Source organism: Sphingomonas sp. ERG5, assembly GCF_000803065.1.
GTDB lineage: Bacteria > Pseudomonadota > Alphaproteobacteria > Sphingomonadales > Sphingomonadaceae > Sphingomonas.
Genome location: NZ_JSXI01000027.1, coordinates 34,392 through 50,381 on the forward strand (window position 1 = coordinate 34,392; position 15,990 = coordinate 50,381).

The 15,990-nt window shown below is 64.6% G+C and carries 13 protein-coding genes; 7 read left to right on the plus strand and 6 right to left on the minus strand.

Annotation, left to right across the window (positions count from 1 at the left end; translation table 11 throughout):
• Both OO12_RS11200 and OO12_RS11205 read right to left on the minus strand, forming a co-directional pair.
• Entirely contained in the window at positions 1 to 1,005 is a 1,005-nt protein-coding gene (locus tag OO12_RS11200) for a phytanoyl-CoA dioxygenase family protein (protein ID WP_235364757.1), read from the minus strand.
• The gene (locus OO12_RS11205; RefSeq protein ID WP_200887445.1) at positions 1,002 to 2,684 is read right to left on the minus strand and encodes an alkaline phosphatase family protein; all 1,683 of its coding nucleotides are present in this window, start codon (positions 2,682 to 2,684) and stop codon (positions 1,002 to 1,004) included. The genes OO12_RS11200 and OO12_RS11205 overlap by 4 nt, the downstream gene beginning before the upstream one ends.
• 80 nt (positions 2,685 to 2,764) lie before the next feature.
• Between OO12_RS11205 and OO12_RS11210 the strand changes: the two genes are divergently transcribed.
• From OO12_RS11210 to OO12_RS11225, 4 genes are all read left to right on the plus strand, one after another.
• On the plus strand, positions 2,765 to 4,786 hold the full coding sequence (locus tag OO12_RS11210) for a protein-disulfide reductase DsbD family protein (RefSeq protein ID WP_034158780.1): 2,022 nt from the start codon (positions 2,765 to 2,767) through the stop codon (positions 4,784 to 4,786).
• A gap of 96 nt (positions 4,787 to 4,882) precedes the next feature.
• Positions 4,883 to 6,367 (plus strand): circularly permuted type 2 ATP-grasp protein, encoded by a 1,485-nt coding sequence (locus OO12_RS11215; RefSeq protein WP_034158781.1) that lies wholly within the window; start codon positions 4,883 to 4,885, stop codon positions 6,365 to 6,367.
• A 112-nt stretch (positions 6,368 to 6,479) separates the two neighbouring features.
• Positions 6,480 to 7,415, plus strand: coding sequence for an alpha-E domain-containing protein (locus OO12_RS11220; protein WP_034158782.1), 936 nt, complete (start codon positions 6,480 to 6,482; stop codon positions 7,413 to 7,415).
• The gene (locus OO12_RS11225; protein ID WP_034158783.1) at positions 7,412 to 8,221 is read left to right on the plus strand and encodes a transglutaminase family protein; all 810 of its coding nucleotides are present in this window, start codon (positions 7,412 to 7,414) and stop codon (positions 8,219 to 8,221) included. Before OO12_RS11220 ends, OO12_RS11225 begins: the two co-directional genes overlap by 4 nt.
• Positions 8,222 to 8,231: 10 nt before the next feature.
• Here the strand turns inward: OO12_RS11225 and OO12_RS11230 are convergent, their stop codons facing one another.
• Positions 8,232 to 9,020, minus strand: a complete 789-nt coding sequence (locus OO12_RS11230) for an arginyltransferase (RefSeq protein WP_034158784.1) — start codon at positions 9,018 to 9,020, stop codon at positions 8,232 to 8,234.
• A 293-nt stretch (positions 9,021 to 9,313) separates the two neighbouring features.
• Entirely contained in the window at positions 9,314 to 10,564 is a 1,251-nt protein-coding gene (locus OO12_RS11235; protein WP_034158841.1) for a threonine ammonia-lyase, read from the minus strand.
• Positions 10,565 to 10,718: 154 nt separating this feature from the next.
• Between OO12_RS11235 and OO12_RS11240 the strand changes: the two genes are divergently transcribed.
• Both OO12_RS11240 and OO12_RS11245 read left to right on the plus strand, forming a co-directional pair.
• Complete coding sequence (locus tag OO12_RS11240) at positions 10,719 to 11,585, plus strand: NAD(P)-dependent oxidoreductase (RefSeq protein WP_034158785.1); 867 nt, start codon at positions 10,719 to 10,721, stop codon at positions 11,583 to 11,585.
• The gene (locus tag OO12_RS11245) at positions 11,582 to 13,231 is read left to right on the plus strand and encodes an amidohydrolase (RefSeq protein ID WP_034158786.1); all 1,650 of its coding nucleotides are present in this window, start codon (positions 11,582 to 11,584) and stop codon (positions 13,229 to 13,231) included. Before OO12_RS11240 ends, OO12_RS11245 begins: the two co-directional genes overlap by 4 nt.
• A gap of 132 nt (positions 13,232 to 13,363) precedes the next feature.
• On the opposite strand, the gene ctrA is transcribed toward OO12_RS11245, so the two are convergent.
• A complete protein-coding gene (gene ctrA, locus OO12_RS11250; RefSeq protein WP_034158787.1) occupies positions 13,364 to 14,071 on the minus strand; it encodes a response regulator transcription factor CtrA in 708 nt (235 codons plus the stop codon).
• Positions 14,072 to 14,212: 141 nt separating this feature from the next.
• Positions 14,213 to 15,121: a LysR family transcriptional regulator gene (locus OO12_RS11255; RefSeq protein ID WP_034158788.1), complete on the minus strand. Its 909-nt coding sequence runs from the start codon at positions 15,119 to 15,121 to the stop codon at positions 14,213 to 14,215.
• A 128-nt stretch (positions 15,122 to 15,249) separates the two neighbouring features.
• Between OO12_RS11255 and OO12_RS11260 the strand changes: the two genes are divergently transcribed.
• Positions 15,250 to 15,984 carry a pirin family protein gene (locus OO12_RS11260; protein WP_052215761.1) on the plus strand — a complete coding sequence of 245 codons (735 nt, stop codon included), beginning with the start codon at positions 15,250 to 15,252 and terminating at the stop codon, positions 15,982 to 15,984.
• Positions 15,985 to 15,990 lie beyond the last annotated feature (6 nt).

Here is a 15,990-nt window from a genome sequence, read left to right on the forward strand (position 1 = left end):
TTACAGCCAGGGCCGCTTCGACCAGCCATAGGGCGAATACATCATCATATATTGCGCGAGGCGTGGGCGGCTCGAGCGGTTGGGGCTCGCGCCGTGCGGCAAGTCATGCCGCCAGATGATCAGGTCACCGCCCTTTGCCGGCACCGTCACGGCCTCGGCCGACAAGTCGACCTGGCGTGGATCTGCGCCGTCGAGTGCGTCGAGCCAGGCGTCGAGCCGGCGGTGGAAGCCCGGCACGACCTGCAGCGCACCCTGATCCGCGGCGGTATCAGTCAAATAGAGAATGCCCTGCGTGCCGAACGGGATCGGGCGCGACAAGCTCTCATCCCAGTGCAGATGGGGCCCGGGGAAGCGATAATTTGCGCGTTCCGGCGGATTGAAGCTCATCCGGTCGGTGTTCATCCATAGATCAGCGGTGCCCCAGAGTTGCGCGAACGCCTTGTGGATACGCGGCGAGCGACGCATCGCGGTTTGCGCAGGATGCTGGAAATGCTGGATCATGATCCCGTTGCTGCGCGGGCCGCCATACCAACTGTCCGGGTCGCTGGCGTCCCCGCCGACCTGGCTCCACAACAGGTCGGCGGCGGCCTGTGCCTCGGCCGGAGTGATCGCGCCGCGTACCACGACCACGCCAATCTCGTCCCAGCTACGCAGATCGTCCGCGTCCAGCACCGGCGGGGCGGCGTCGATCGCAGCGATGCCGCGCAATATGTCGTCAGGCTGTGCCGTGCCGTCGATACAGGCGTGATAGCGCGCGACGATCAGCGGATCGGGCAAGCCCGCCGTCGTCACGATCCACTCGACGAAGGTTGCGAAATCGGGCCGCTCGCGCCCGGCATGGGACATGGTCTGCTCGATTCCCAGCCCAAGCGTATCGAGCAGCATGCGCCATTGCGGTTCGGGCAGGTCTTCCCCCGACCGTCCGGTCAGCTTCGCCCAATAGGTCGCCAGCCCGCGCACATGATCGAGCGGGCCGGCGGCGGCGGATATCGGTGCGCTGCTCAACGGCAGGGTGCGCCTTTGCCCGCGCCCAGATCGAGGCATTTCCCGTCCACGCCCGGCACTGGCAAGCCGATCGTTGCGGCCAGGGTGGGGGCGATATCGACCGTTTCGACGCCCCTTGGCTGTTCGAACCCGGTCATCCCCTTGCGCCAGAACAGGATCGGGACGCGCCGGTCGTAATTATATGGGCTGCCATGCGTCGCGACATAGCCGCCGGCGGCGTTCGGGATCGGCGTCACGCGCGGCTTCAGGAACACCAGCAGGTCGCCCGAGCGCGTCGGATCATAGGAAGCGCGGGCTTTCTCCGCATAGCTCCACTTCTCGACCGGGGTCCTGGCGATCCGCGTCGCGGCGATCTGGTCGCGGGTCAGCACTTCGGCCACTTGCGGCATCGCCTTGTAGCGCGCGATCGTCTCCGCCATCACCGCCTTGCGCTGCTCGGGCGTCAGGGCGGTGGAAAGCCACACATCGCCATTGGGAATATCGCCGAACAGCAGCGGAATGGTGATGCCGAGCTTCTCGCCGATCGACTTGCCCATCACCGCCGGGGCCAGCGCGACATCGGCGCGCTGCGCTTCCGGCATGCCTTGCAGGACTTCGCGCTCGGGCAAGTCGTTGCCGCCATGGTCGGCGGTCAGCACGACCTCATAATCGACCCCGGTCCGGTCGAGCACGTCGAAGAATGCGCCGAGCGTCGCATCGAGATTGGCCAGCTGGATGCACATCTCCGCGCCGTCGGTGCCATAGGTATGCCCGACATAATCGGTCGCGGATGCGCCAACCGAAATAATGTCGGTCACAGGTCCCGTGCCGAGCTTCATGTCCTGGATGAGCCCGGCGGCCAGCGCAACGATCGAGGCATCGAATGCGGGCGATGCGCGGAAGCTGCGCATGTCGCCGGCGGCGCGCTCGAAATGGCCGGTGCCGACGGTCTTGTCGCCGCCGATCGGGATGGCCTTGTCACGCACGGTGCACCAGGCCGGGACCTCCAGCGCGGGCGTGGCCCGGGCGATCAGCGCGGTGGTCGCGGCGTTGGCGCGGGTGACCACGGCCGGCTCGGCCCGCCCGGCATAGGAGACAAAGGCCTTGCCGTCCCACCACCACAGCTCATCGACCTTGTGTCCGCCCATCATCACCGCGGCGCGGTCCTTGCCCGCGACCGAGACGACGCGGGTGCGCGGTTCCGCCGCCTTCATCCGCTCGCCCAGGGTCGGGACTTTAAGATGCTTGTCGGACACGGTGTATTTGCTTGAGCTGCTGCCGGGTACGCTCTCATCCTCGGCGCAATAGACCGACTTGTCGGTACGCGGCGCGGCCTGGTCGACCCAGTTATTGGCGATGATGCCGGTTCTGGTCGGGCGGTTGCCGGTCAGGATGGTCGAATGGCCGGGGCAGGTCTCGGTCGCGGCATGGCTCTGAAAGCCCGAGGGAAACACCGCACCCTTCAGCAGCCGGGCGAAGCCGTCGGTGAAATAGGCCCGATTCTTGTCGAGCAGGTCGGCGGAGAATTGATCGACCGAAATCACCACGATCAGCTTGGGCGCGTTCTTCGGCGGCACCATCTTGACCCGGGCGATTGCCGGCGCGCTGCTCGACCGGGACGATTCTGGTGCCGGTTGCGCGCAAGCTGGTGCGGTAATGAGTGCTGCGGCGAGGGCGAGGGTCGACGCCAGGGTCTTCATGCTATTTCCTTTGCGGGGCCGGTGCATTGCGGTTCGCGGCAATGTATGGGCGAGGTCGGTTGATGCGGCAAGGATGCCCAATGCGCGGTTTGTATTGCCTGATTGTGACGCTGCTGGTGGGGCTGTTCGCTGCGCCGGCCTGGGCACAGGCGCCCGATCCCTATGGTGCCGGGCCGCATCTGACCATCGCGCTGGTCGCGGAAAGCGACAAGCCGGTCGCGGGCAGTGAGGTGACGCTGGCGCTCGATACCCGCCCTCAGGCCGGCTGGCATGGCTATTGGCTCAATCCCGGCGATGCGGGCTTTCCGGCGAAACTCGACTGGAGCTTGCCGTCGGGCGTGACGGCAAGCGACCCGCGCTATCCGGTCCCGGGCACGCTGCTCATCGCTGGCCTGATGAACTATGTGTTCGAGAAACCTTATGCGCCGCTGGTGACGCTGAAGATCCCGGCCGGGCTGGCGGCGGGCAGCAAGCTGCCGATCCGGCTGAAGACCGCCTATCTGGTCTGTTCGGCGGAAGTCTGTGTCCCGGAAACGGCCGTGCTGGCGGTCGATCTGGTCGTCGGCGACGGGGCGGTCACGCCTGAGGTGCGCGCGCGTTTCGACGCCTGGCGGCGTGCGATCCCAAAGCCGCTCGACGCGAAGGCGACCTGGCAAGTGGCCAACGGCATCGCGACGATCGCGGTACCCTATCCGGCCAGCGCGCCGTTGAAGGACGCTTACTTCTTTCCTCTGACCCTGAACGCGATCGATTATGCCGCACCGCAAAAGGTGACGCGCGACGGCGATCGGGTGATCCTGTCGACCAAGGGCAAGGCGGCGATTCCGCTTACCGGCGTGCTGCGGATCGGCGAGGGGCAGGGGCTCATCGTGACCGCTGATCCGGGCGTGGTCGCCGTCGCCGCTGGCGAGAGTGGCGGCGTGCTGATCGCGGCACTGCTTGCCTTTGGCGGTGCGGTGCTTGGCGGCCTGCTGCTCAACATCATGCCGTGCGTGTTCCCGATCCTCAGCCTCAAGGCGCTGAGTCTGGCGCGCGGGCATCTCGACGAGCGTGCCGCACGGCGCGAAGCGCTTGGCTATACCGCCGGTGTCGTCGCGGTGTGCGTCGCGCTGGGCGGGGCGATCCTGGCGCTCAGGGCAGGGGGCAGCGCGGTCGGCTGGGCGTTCCAGCTACAGGACCCGCGCATGATCCTGTTGCTGCTGTTGCTTACCGTGGCGATCGCACTCAACCTTGGCGGCCTGTTCGAGCTTCCGACCCCGGCCTTTGTCGGCAATGCCGGCGGTATCGGCGGCGCTTTTGCGACCGGTGCGCTGGCCGCGTTCATCGCTACGCCCTGCACTGGGCCGTTCATGGGCGTAGCGCTGGGCGCGGCGCTGATCCTGCCCTGGCCCGCTGCGCTGGCTGTGTTCGCGGGGCTTGGGCTGGGGCTGGCCTTGCCGTTTCTCGCGCTCGGCTTCGTCCCCGCCTTGCGCAAGCGGCTGCCCCGGCCCGGCGCGTGGATGGAGATTTTCCGCCACGTCCTCAGCGTGCCGATGTGGCTCACCGCGATCGCGCTGGCCTGGGTGCTCGGGCGTCAGGCGGGGATCAACGGCATGACGCTCGGCCTGATCGCCGCGCTCGCCATTGCGCTGGTGCTGTGGGTGGCGGGCCGGCGGCAAGCGCGCGGGCTAGGCTTCGGCATTGTCGCGACGCTGGCCTTGCTGGCGGTCGCCGGCGGCTCGATAGCTTTTGTCGAACGCTCGGGCGCCGCGCCGGTGCAGGCCGCCGGCACCGAAGCGTTCAGTGAGAAGCGCCTGGCAGCTCTTCGCGCCGAAGGGCGGCCGGTGTTCGCCTATTTCACCGCCGACTGGTGCCTGACCTGCAAGGTCAATGAGGCAGCGGCGATCGATGTCGCATCGACCCGCGACGCCTTTGCGTCGGGCAAGGTCGCGGTGCTGGTCGGCGACTGGACCGATGGCGACCCGGTGCTTGGCCGCTTCATCGAACAACATAATCGCGCCGGCGTGCCGCTCTACCTCTACTACGCCCCCGGCGCGGTCGAGCCACAGGTCCTCCCGCAAGTGCTCACCCCCGGGCTGCTGAGCGCTCTGGTCAAGAAGTAGACGGCCCCTTTCCGGCACCAGGTTGAAACCCCTTGTGCGCCGCAGCAATTCGTCGCAGCATGGAACTTGTCGGTACTGGGGGGCTTTAAGGTTTCGATGGGGAAACGAGCAGCGTTCGACGAGATCATGGGCCAGGCCGGTAGCCTCACGCCCCGTGCCGAACTTGCGGCGCTCGGACGCTGGATCGACGAGACCCCGGATGGCGAATTGCGCCGCCGCCAGCAAAGCGCCGAAGCGACGTTCCGCCAGCTTGGCATCACGTTCGCGGTCTATGGCGACAGTGACGCGAGCGAGCGGATCATTCCGTTCGATATCGTGCCGCGGATCTTCCTCGCCGACGAATGGGCGCGGTTGTCGGAAGGGCTGGTTCAGCGCGTCGAAGCGATCAACGCGTTCCTCGACGATATCTATGGCGCGCGGAAGATCCTCGACGCCGGCGTGCTGCCGCCCGACCTGATCTTCGGCAATCCGCAATTCCGCCCCGAAATCGCCGGCATCCGCCCGCCGCACGGCATCTGGGCGCATATCTGCGGCATCGATCTGGTGCGCACCGGTCCGGATGAGTTCTTCGTGCTCGAGGACAATGCCCGCACACCATCGGGCGTCAGCTACATGCTCGAGAATCGTGAAGCGATGCTTCGGTTGTGCCCCGAACTGTTCCGCGAGTTCCGCGTGGCGGCGGTGGATTCCTATCCCGATCGCTTGCTCGAAACCATGAAGTCGGTCGCGCCCAATGGGGTGGCCGCGCCGGTGTGCGTGGTGCTGACGCCGGGGCATTATAACTCGGCCTATTACGAACACAGCTTCCTGGCGGATTCGATGGGCGTTGAACTGGTCGAGGCGGCTGATCTGCTGGTCGATGACGATGTGGTGTGGATGCGGACCATCGCGGGCCGGGTGAAGGTCGATGTGATCTATCGCCGCATCGACGATGATTATCTCGATCCGCTGGTGTTCAATCCCAGTTCGATGCTCGGCGTACCGGGGCTGATCTCCGCTTATGCGGCGGGCAATGTCGCGCTGATCAATGCGCCAGGCAACGGCATCGCCGATGACAAGGCGATCTACAGCTATATGCCTGAGATCGTGAAATTCTATTCCGGGGCGGAGCCCAAGCTGCCCAATGTCGAAACCTGGCGTTGCCGCGAACCACAGGCGCTGAAATACGTCCTCGACAATCTCAAGGACGTGGTGGTCAAATTGGTCGATGGGTCGGGCGGTTATGGCATGCTGGTCGGCCCGACCGCGACCAAACAGGAAATCGAGGATTTCCGCGCCGCACTGATCGCCGAGCCGCATCGGTACATCGCCCAGCCGACCCTGGCGCTGTCGACCGTCCCGACCCTGAGCGACACCGGCCTATCGCCGCGTCATGTCGATTTCCGGCCTTTTGTACTGACGGGGTCGAAAGGGGTGCAGGTCGTGCCCGGTGGCCTGACGCGTGTGGCGCTGAAGGAAGGGTCGCTGGTGGTGAATTCGTCGCAGGGCGGCGGGACCAAGGACAGCTTCGTGCTGATGGATGGCGGCAATGCGCCGGGTCAGGCCCAGAGGCAGGGCCTGATTCAGGGACAGGGCCAATGAGTGCGTTCCCAACTCCCGTTCGTTTCGAGCGAAGTCGAGAAACCTCGCGCAGCGTTGATGGCCTGTTTCTCGACTTCGCGCGAAATGAACGGATGTGGGAGGGGCTGGTCTGATGCTGTCGCGCACCGCGTCCTCGCTCTACTGGCTCGGCCGCTATATCGAACGCGCCGACTTTATCGCTCGCCTGGTCGAGGCCACGGTTCGGCTCGATGTCCTGTCACCGCGCCCCGCCGGAGAAGCGGCTTGGGCCAGTGCATTGGCGGTGACCGAGACCGACGAGGCATTCAAGGCGAGCGGAGAGACGATCAGCCAGCAGCATGTCGCGCGTTTCCTGACACTCGACACGACCCATCCCGGGTCGATCGTCCATTGCCTCGACCGGGCGCGCAACAATGCCAAGGCGGTGCGAACCGCTCTGACTCGTGAGGCCTGGACTGCGATCAACCGCGCCTGGCTGATGTTCAACGGCCGGTCGAGCCCGGGCGGTGCGATGGCGACGCTCAACCTGGTCGAAGCGGTGAAGACCGAAGCACGCGGGTTCGAGGGCGCGATCCATCGCATGCTGCGCAACCAGACGACCTGGTTCATCCGGCTGGGACAAGCGGTCGAGCGCGCGGACAACACCGCGCGGCTGCTCGATGTGAAGTACCATCTGCTGCTGCCCGAGGGCGAACGGGTCGGTGGCGTGGTCGATCGCGATCAATGGACCACGATCCTGCAGACCGTGTCGGCGGTCACCGCGTATCGCTGGCTCTATTCGGAAGGGTTGCGGCCGGCGAATGTGATCGACTTGCTGATCGCCCGGCCCGAATTGCCGCGCTCGCTCGCCGCATCGGCGGAGGAAACGCTGGAAATCCTCAATCTGCTCGCCAAGCGAACCGGGCTGCACGGCGAGGCGGACCGGATGGCACGCATGCGCCAATCGCGGTTGCTCAAGACTCGCTCGGGTGAAGTGATCGCGAGCGGGCTGCACCAGTATCTCCGGGCGTTCAATGCGGAGAATAATTTGCTTCACGATGCCATTGGCCGGCAGTTCAAATTCGGATGAGGCTGGTCGTCGATCATCGTACGACCTATCGTTTCTCGGTCCCGCAGGCGCGTCTCATACAGATGCTCCGTCTCACGCCGAGTGGAACCGATGGGCAGGCGGTGGCCAATTGGGGCATCCATGTTGATTGCGACGCGCGCATGCGTCACGGGCGCGACGGCTTCGGCAACCGCACTACGATGCTGTATGTCGAAGGATCGATCGAGAGCATCGAGATCGAAGTATCGGGCGAAGTGCTAACCAACAGCAGCGATGGTGTGCTGCACGGGTCGGTCGAACCGCTTCCGCCCGCTTTGTTTTGCCGTACGACGGCGTTGACCGAGGGCGATGCGGCGCTTGCGGCATTTGCCGCTGATGTGGTGAGCGGGCGGGGCGATGATATTGCCCGGCTGCACGCACTCAACCTGGCGCTGCACCGCAGGTTTGAGCTGGATCGCGGACGCCCGGTAGCGGGACGCAGCGCTGCTCAGGCGTTCGTGCTGGACAGCGCGACGCCGCGCGATCTGGCGCACATGTTCGCTGCCGCCGCGCGCTTGCTTGGTCTGCCGGCGCGCTATGTGTCGGGGTACAGCACCGCCGGTTTCGCCGGTGATGCCAGCCCCGCGCCGCATGGCTGGGTCGAGGCGCATGTCGCGGGGCTGGGTTGGGTCGCGTTCGACCCGAGCACCGGCCTGTGCGCCGACGAGGCCTATGTGCGGGTGGCGGTCGCGCTTGATTCAGCCGGCGCCGCACCTGTCGCAGGGTCGCGGCTGGGCGAGGGGGATGAAGAGCTGGACGTCGATGTGATGGTCGAAAAGGGCCAATAGCGCCCAGTCGTCAGGCGAGCTCGCTCTCGATCGCCGCCTGAGTGGTGGCCGATACGGCAACCGGTTCATCGACCAGCAGATGCCAGCCCGACGGCCCAAGTACCTCGAGCGGGCGATAGCGTGTCTTGTACTCCATTCGCGCCGATCCCTTCACCCAATAGCCGAGATAGACATAGGGCAGGCCGGCGGTTCGGGCGCGCAGGATGTGATCCATGATGATGAAATTGCCCAGCCCCGGACGATCGACCGCATCGGCGTCGAAGAAGCTGTAGATCATCGACAATCCATCGGCCTGCTGGTCGGTCAGGCAGGCGCCGATCAGCTTGCCCTGGCGGCCATTCCGCGCGGGTTCGCGATATTCGATGATGAAGCTGTTGACCGGCGAATGCTCGACCATGTCGGCATAATCGCCCTCATCCATGCCCGCCATGCCACCGCCGGGATGGCGCGAGGCGAGATAGCGGCGCAGCAGCTGGAATTGCTCATCGGTCGCCCAGGGGCGGCAGGCCGCGACGTCGAGATCGGTGTGGCGCCTGATCAGCTTGCGTTGCGTGGCATTGGGTTCGAATTCATGCGCCACCACGCGGACCGAGACGCAGGCGGTGCAACTGGCACAACTGGGGCGATAAGCGACCGACTGGCTGCGGCGGAAACCGATCCGGCCCAGCGCATCGTTCAACTCACCGGCATGTGGGCCGTTCAGTTCGGTAAAAACCTTCCGTTCCTGGCGACCGGGCAAATAGGGGCATGGCGACGGGCTGGTCACGAAGAAGCGTGGAAAACGAAATGGTGCAGTCACCGCCCGAAAGCCCTTTTTCCGCCGGTGCGAAGGCCCGGCTCAGGGGCGTTATGAATCGTGCTGATCGTGATGAAAAGCGGCTTTACCATGAATGAAGGTTAACGCGGCGCATTTGACTTAGAAAGGGGCGTTTGCGCAATCCCGTACGCTGGCGAAACAATTTAGCGCATCCCGCCGCTACGTGACAGTTGGCTGACGTGCGGTTGGGCGCACGCCAGATTCGATTCACCGATTATCTTCACCAAATACGGTAAGGTGACGCGCCGGCGGCTCGTCCGACGATAGCGGTCCGATCAGGCGAGTTCGACTGGGCTCGCCTCATATCCTGCGTCGGTCAGCGCGGTCATCAGCCGGTCGAGATGCGCCCGGTCGCGCGTTTCGCATTCGATATCGGTGATCAGCCCCTTGGCGGGTAGGGTGGTAAAGACGCGCTGGTGATAGATTTCGATGATGTTGACGCGCTGCTGATCGAAAATCCGTGCGACGTTGAACAGTGCGCCGGGCTGATCCTGCAAGCGGATGCGCAGGCGGGCGAGGCGGCCAGATCGCGCCAGATCGCGCAGCAAGACATTGGCGAGCAGCCGCGTATCGATATTGCCGCCGCACAGGATCACGCCGACGGTCTTGCCCCGGAAGCGATCGGGATGCTGCAGCAGCGCGGCAAGGCCCGCGGCGCCCGCACCCTCGACCACCGTCTTCTCGATCTGCAGTAACAGGCTGACCGCTTCCTCCAGGCTGCGTTCGCTGACCAGCACGATGTCGTCGACCAGCTGTCTGACCATGCCGCTGGTGATGACGCCCGGTTCCTTCACGGCGATGCCTTCGGCCAGCGTGTCGCCCGCGCACGGCATGTCGGTGCCGTTGATGCGATTGTACATCGACGGAAACAATTCGGCCTCAACCCCGATCACTTCGATCGGCTTGCCGCCCTTCTCCTCACTGAAAGCACGCGCCACGACCGCCATGCCGGAAATCAGGCCGCCACCGCCAATCGGGGTGATGAAGGTGTCGATATCGGGCACGTCCTCGAGCATCTCGATCGCGACTGTCCCTTGCCCTGCGATGACCCGGACATCGTCGAACGGATGGACGAAGGTATAGCCGCGTTCGCCCTCCAGTTCGCGCGCATGGGCGTAAGCTGCATCGAACGTCTCGCCATGGAGCACGACATTGGCGTGATGCCCTTCGGTCTGCGTGACCTTAACCGTCGGGGTGTTGGTGGGCATCACGATCGTCGCCGGAATGCCGAGACGGTGCGCATGATAGGCGAGGCCCTGGGCATGGTTGCCGGCCGACGCGGCGATCACGCCCTTGGTCTGCGGGTTGAGCTGCATCAGCGTGTTGAGCGCGCCGCGTTCCTTATAGGCGGCGGTGAACTGGAGATTCTCGAACTTCAGATAAACGGCCGCGCCGGTCAGTTGTGACAGCGTCTTGCTGATGAATGTCGGGGTTCGCACGATCGAGCTGGCAATGCGAAGATGCGCCGCGCGCACATCGTCGATGGTGACGGGGAGCTGTTCAGCGGCAGTTGGGTTGGTCGCCATCATATCTTCCGTTCGCCCTGAGCCTGTCGAAGGACCGTTTTTCCTTCTCCGCGTTGCAAGAAAGGCGGTGCGTCGACAAGCTCGGCACGAACGGAGATTGCGTTGCCGCGTAGACCATCTGGCGCAGCGGGGGAACACGGCTTATGCGCACCCCATGGCTGAAATCGCATTCATCGGAACCGGCGTCATGGGCGCGCCAATGGCGGGGCATCTTGTCACTGCCGGGCACAATGTCACCGTTTATAATCGCTCGCCCGACAAGGCCGCGGCGTGGGTGGCGCGTTATGGCGGACGATCCGCCGCGACCGCGCTCGACGCCATCGCCGACGTCGAGGTGCTGATCACCTGCGTCGGCAACGATGCGGATCTCGACGCGCTGTTGCTGCAGAGCCCGGCGGCGATGGAGAAATTGCGCGGCGGGCTGATCATCGATCACACCACCGTATCGGCGCGTATCTCGCGCGACATTTGCGCCGCCGCAGCGGCATTCGATATCGAATTCGTCGACGCGCCTGTGTCGGGCGGACAGGCCGGCGCCGAGAAGGGGGCATTGTCGGTGATGTGCGGGGCAGCGTCCCCGCAGGCCTTTGCCCGTGCCGAGGCCATTGTTGCGGCCTATGCCGCGCGCACGATCCATGTTGGCGGACCCGGTGCGGGGCAACAGACCAAGATGGTCAACCAGATTGCCATTGCCGGCGTGTTGCAAGGCCTGGCCGAGGCATTGCGTTTCGCCCAGGCGAGCGATCTCGACACGGCCAAGGTGTTCGATGCGATCTCGGGCGGCGCCGCGCAAAGCTGGCAGATGGTCAATCGCTGGCAATCGATGAGCGAGGACCGCTTCGATTTCGGCTTCGCGGTCGACTGGATGCGCAAGGATCTCGGTCTCGCGCTTGATGAAGCGAAGCAGAATGGCGCGGTGCTGCCGGTCGCGGCGCTGGTCGACCAATTCTATGCCGAAGTGCAGAAGCTGGGCGGCGCGCGCCAGGACACGAGTTCGCTGGTGCGGAGGTTGCCGAAATGAGGCGCTTTCTGGCCGCGACGGCCATGTCGCTGGCGCTCTCCGCCACGCCTGTTCTGGCTGACGCGCTGGTCGATAATGTCAACGGCATCACGATGGACAAGGATGGCAAGGTCATCCAGTTCACCGGCCTGTTGATGACCCCCGACGGCAAGGTTGTGAAGCTGCTCAAGCAGGGTGAAAAGCGCCCGGAAAAGCTCGACTGGCGCGCCGACATGAAGGGCAAGGTGATGCTGCCCGGTTTCATCGACGCCCATGGCCATGTGATGGATCTGGGTTTTCGCGCGCTTGAGCTCGACCTTTCCGGCACCAAATCGCTCGACGAGGCGAAAGCGAAGATCGCCGCCTATGCCGCGGCCAATCCCGAGCGGAAGTGGATTCTCGGCGGCGGCTGGAACCAGGAAGCCTGGGGGCTCGGCCGCTTTCCCACTGCCGCGGATCTCGACGCGGTGGTCGGCGACCGTCCGGTCTGGCTATCGCGCGCCGACGGTCATGCCAGCTGGGGCAACAGCATGGCGATGAAGGTCGCGGGCGTGACGGCGAAGAGCGTTTCGCCCGCAGGGGGACGGATCGAGAAGACCGGGCCGTTGCCCAATGGCGTGTTCGTCGATGCCGCACAGGCGCTGATCGCCAAGGTCGTGCCGCCGCCGCTGCCGCGCGACCGTAATAGTGCGCTGCTCAAGGCGCAGGAGATATTGCTCGGCTTCGGCATCACCGCCACCGCCGATATGGGTACCACGCTCGATGATTGGCTCGCCTATCGCCGCATGGGCGACCGGGACGTGCTGCGCATCCGCATCATCAGCTATTCATCCGGTGTCGAGCCCGCAACCCAGATCGCCGGCAATGGTCCGACGCCCTGGCTCTACAACGACAAGCTGCGCATGGTCGGCGTGAAACTCTATGCCGACGGCGCGCTCGGTTCGCGCGGTGCCTGGCTCAAGGCGCCCTATGCCGATGCGCCGAAGGAACTGGGCCTGGGCTTCATGTCCGACGATGTAATGCGCAACCTGATGAGCCGTGCGGCGATGGATGGGTTCCAGGTGGCGGTCCATGCGATCGGCGACCGGGCCAATGCCGAAGTGCTCAACGCGATCGACGCGATGGCCGACACCTATAAGGGTGACCGGCGCTGGCGCATCGAGCATGCGCAGATCGTCGATCCCGCCGATCTGCCGCGCTTCGGCAAGAATGGCATCATCGCTTCGATGCAGCCGGTCCACCAGACCAGCGACCGCGGCATGGTCGAGGCACGGCTCGGCGAAACGCGCCTCGCCGGCGCCTATGCCTGGGCCTCGATGCTCCGCAATGGCGCCGGACTGGCGTTCGGCTCCGACTTCCCGGTCGAAAGCCCCGATCCCTTTGCCGGCTGGGCCGCTGCCTTCACGCGGACGGACGCGAATGGTCAGCCCTTCGGTGGCTGGCGCCCCGAGGAGCGCGTCAGCCGCGAACAGGCCTGGTGGGCGTTCACCGGGGGTGCAGCCTATGCCGGGTTCGCCGAGGACAAGTTCGGGCGGCTTGGCGTGGGGCAACGCGCGGACTTCATCATTGTCGACCGCGATCCGCTGCTTGCGTCACCGACCGACCTACGCGCGACCAAGGTGCAGGAAACCTGGGTGGGGGGCGAGAAGGTGTGGGAGCGGAAATAAGGCGCTCCGCAACCGTCGCCCCGGGCTTGTTCGCGTAAAACGGCGATCGGACGCCAGCCCATCGGATACAAAAAAGACCGCAGCTCCCCCCGGAGGCCGCGGTCTTTTACTCCCTGATACGCGGGAGAGTGTTCAGGCGACTTCGGAAACCGGTTCGCCGAGTTCGTCCGGCTCGCGCAGCACATAACCACGGCCCCAGACGGTCTCGATATAATTCTCGCCGTCACAGGCCAAGCTGAGCTTCTTGCGCAGCTTGCAGATGAACACGTCGATGATCTTGAGCTCGGGCTCGTCCATCCCGCCATAAAGATGGTTGAGGAACATTTCCTTGGTGAGGGTCGTGCCCTTGCGGAGCGAGAGCAGCTCCAGCATCGCATATTCCTTGCCGGTCAGGTGGACGCGGCTGCCATCGACTTCGACCGTCTTGGCGTCGAGATTGACGGCGAGCTTACCGGTGCGGATGACCGACTGGCTATGGCCCTTGGAGCGGCGCACCACGGCATGGATGCGGGCGGTGAGTTCTTCGCGATGGAAGGGTTTGGTAACGTAATCGTCGGCGCCGAAGCCGAAGCTGCGCACCTTGGAATCCATTTCGTTGATGCCCGACAGGATCAGCACCGGGGTTTGCACCCGGGCGACGCGGAGCTTCTTCAGCACGTCGTAACCGTGCATATCAGGCAAATTCAGGTCGAGCAGGATGATGTCGTAATCATACAGCTTGCCCAGATCGAGGCCTTCCTCGCCCAGATCCGTCGTATAGACATTGAACCCTTCGGTCGTCAGCATGAGCTCGATCGCCTTGGCGGTCGTCGGCTCGTCTTCGATCAGCAACACGCGCATCGGCCGTTCCCCTGTCAGTCGCAGTGTTCGCGCCCCCTTCGGCTCGACCCAACCTACGAACAAACCATTAACCTGATCAGTGATGAAGGTAAAAGGTTAATTTCAAATTAATCGGCCTGACTCCACGAGTCGCGGGGAATCTCAATGGCGCGATTCATCGCAGAGGTTACGAAACCGGTCGCTCAGGAAGGCGATCAGCGCTTCCACCCGGGCGGGGCGCAGATTGCTCGGCGGGGTCATCAGGTGCAGCGCGATCGGTGGTCCACGCCAGTCGGTCAGGATCGCCACCAGCGTGCCGTCGGCCAGATCGGCGCCGACGATGAAGTCGGGCAACGTACCGATGCCGAGCCCCGCGCGGAGCGCCGGCAACAGGGCGTCGCCATTATTGGCGCGCAACGGGCCGGTCGGTCGCACCGCCGCTTCGCCGCCATCGGGACCGGAGAAACGCCATGGCCCGGTGACATTGGTATAAGCGAAACAGGGATGCTCGCCGAGCTGGGCCGGATGCGTCGGCTGGCCATGCTTGGCGAGATAGGCGGGCGAGGCGACGATATGCGTCTTGATCGCGCCAAGACGGCGCGCGCGCAGCGAAGAATCGGGCAGATCAGCGATGCGCAGCGCGATGTCGAAGCCTTCGGCGACGATATCGACCTTGGCGTCGGACAAATGCAGGTCGATCTCGATTCCGGGATGTGCGGTCAGGAATTCCGCGATGGCCGGCGCGACCTTGGCCAACCCGAGCGTCATGGGGGCGGTCATCCGCACCAGCCCGGTTGGCGCGGTCGCGGCATCGCGCGCCGCTTCTTCCGCCGCATTGGCTTCGGCGAGGATGCGCGCGGCATGTTCGGCAAGGCCTTTGCCGCTTTCGGTCAGGGTCAGGCGCCGCGAATTGCGATGGAACAGCGACTGGCCGAGATGCGCCTCCAATCGGGTGATCGCCTTCGACACCGTTGCCTTGGACACGCCGATCGCATCGGCCGCACCGCTGAACGATCGGTGATCGACCACGCTGGCGAAGATCGCCCAGGCTTCGAGATCGGGCAGGCGCATCTTTTAACTCCCTCACGCGGGTAGTACGCTTAGCAATGGAAACGATCAGTTTCTAGTGTTTCCATTTACCGCATGATCAAAAACTCTATCTTGGCGGCAACAGATGAACACCCAGGAGGAGCTTCGACATGATCGGCACTCAGGAAAAAACCAGGGAGCAGGGAAAGATTGACCGACGCAGCTTTGCAAGCCTCGGCCATGCCGATCATGGCTGGCTCAACGCGCGGCATCATTTTTCCTTTGCCGACTATCACGATCCCGGCCGCATGGGCTGGGGCGCGATCCGCGTGTGGAACGACGACGAGATCGCCGCCAACAGCGGCTTCCCGCCACACCCGCACCGCGACATGGAAATCATCACCTATGTGCGCAGCGGTGCGATCACCCATCAGGATTCGATGGGCAACAAGGGTCGCACCGGCGCGGGCGATGTGCAGGTGATGAGCGCAGGCACAGGCGTGCGCCATGCCGAATATAATCTCGAACCCGAAACCACTACATTGTTCCAGATCTGGATCGAACCGAGCCGCACCGGTGGTGCGCCAAGCTGGGGGGCCAAGCCATTCCCGAAGGATGGTCGTGATGGCAGGTTCGCAGTGCTCGCCAGTGGTTTTGCCGAGGACAAGGACGCGCTCCCGATCCGTGCCGATGCCCGGGTGCTCGGGGCAACGGTTAAGGCCGGCGACAGCCTGACGCACACGGTGGGCCAGGGGCGCCATGCCTATCTCGTCCCCGCCACTGGCGCGATCGAGATTGACGGCGTGCGCTTCGGCGCGCGCGATGGGGCTGCCCTGGGCGGTGGCCAGACGGTCAAGATCAAGGCGATCGAGGATGCCGAGATTGTCCTGGTGGATTCTCAATAATCCATA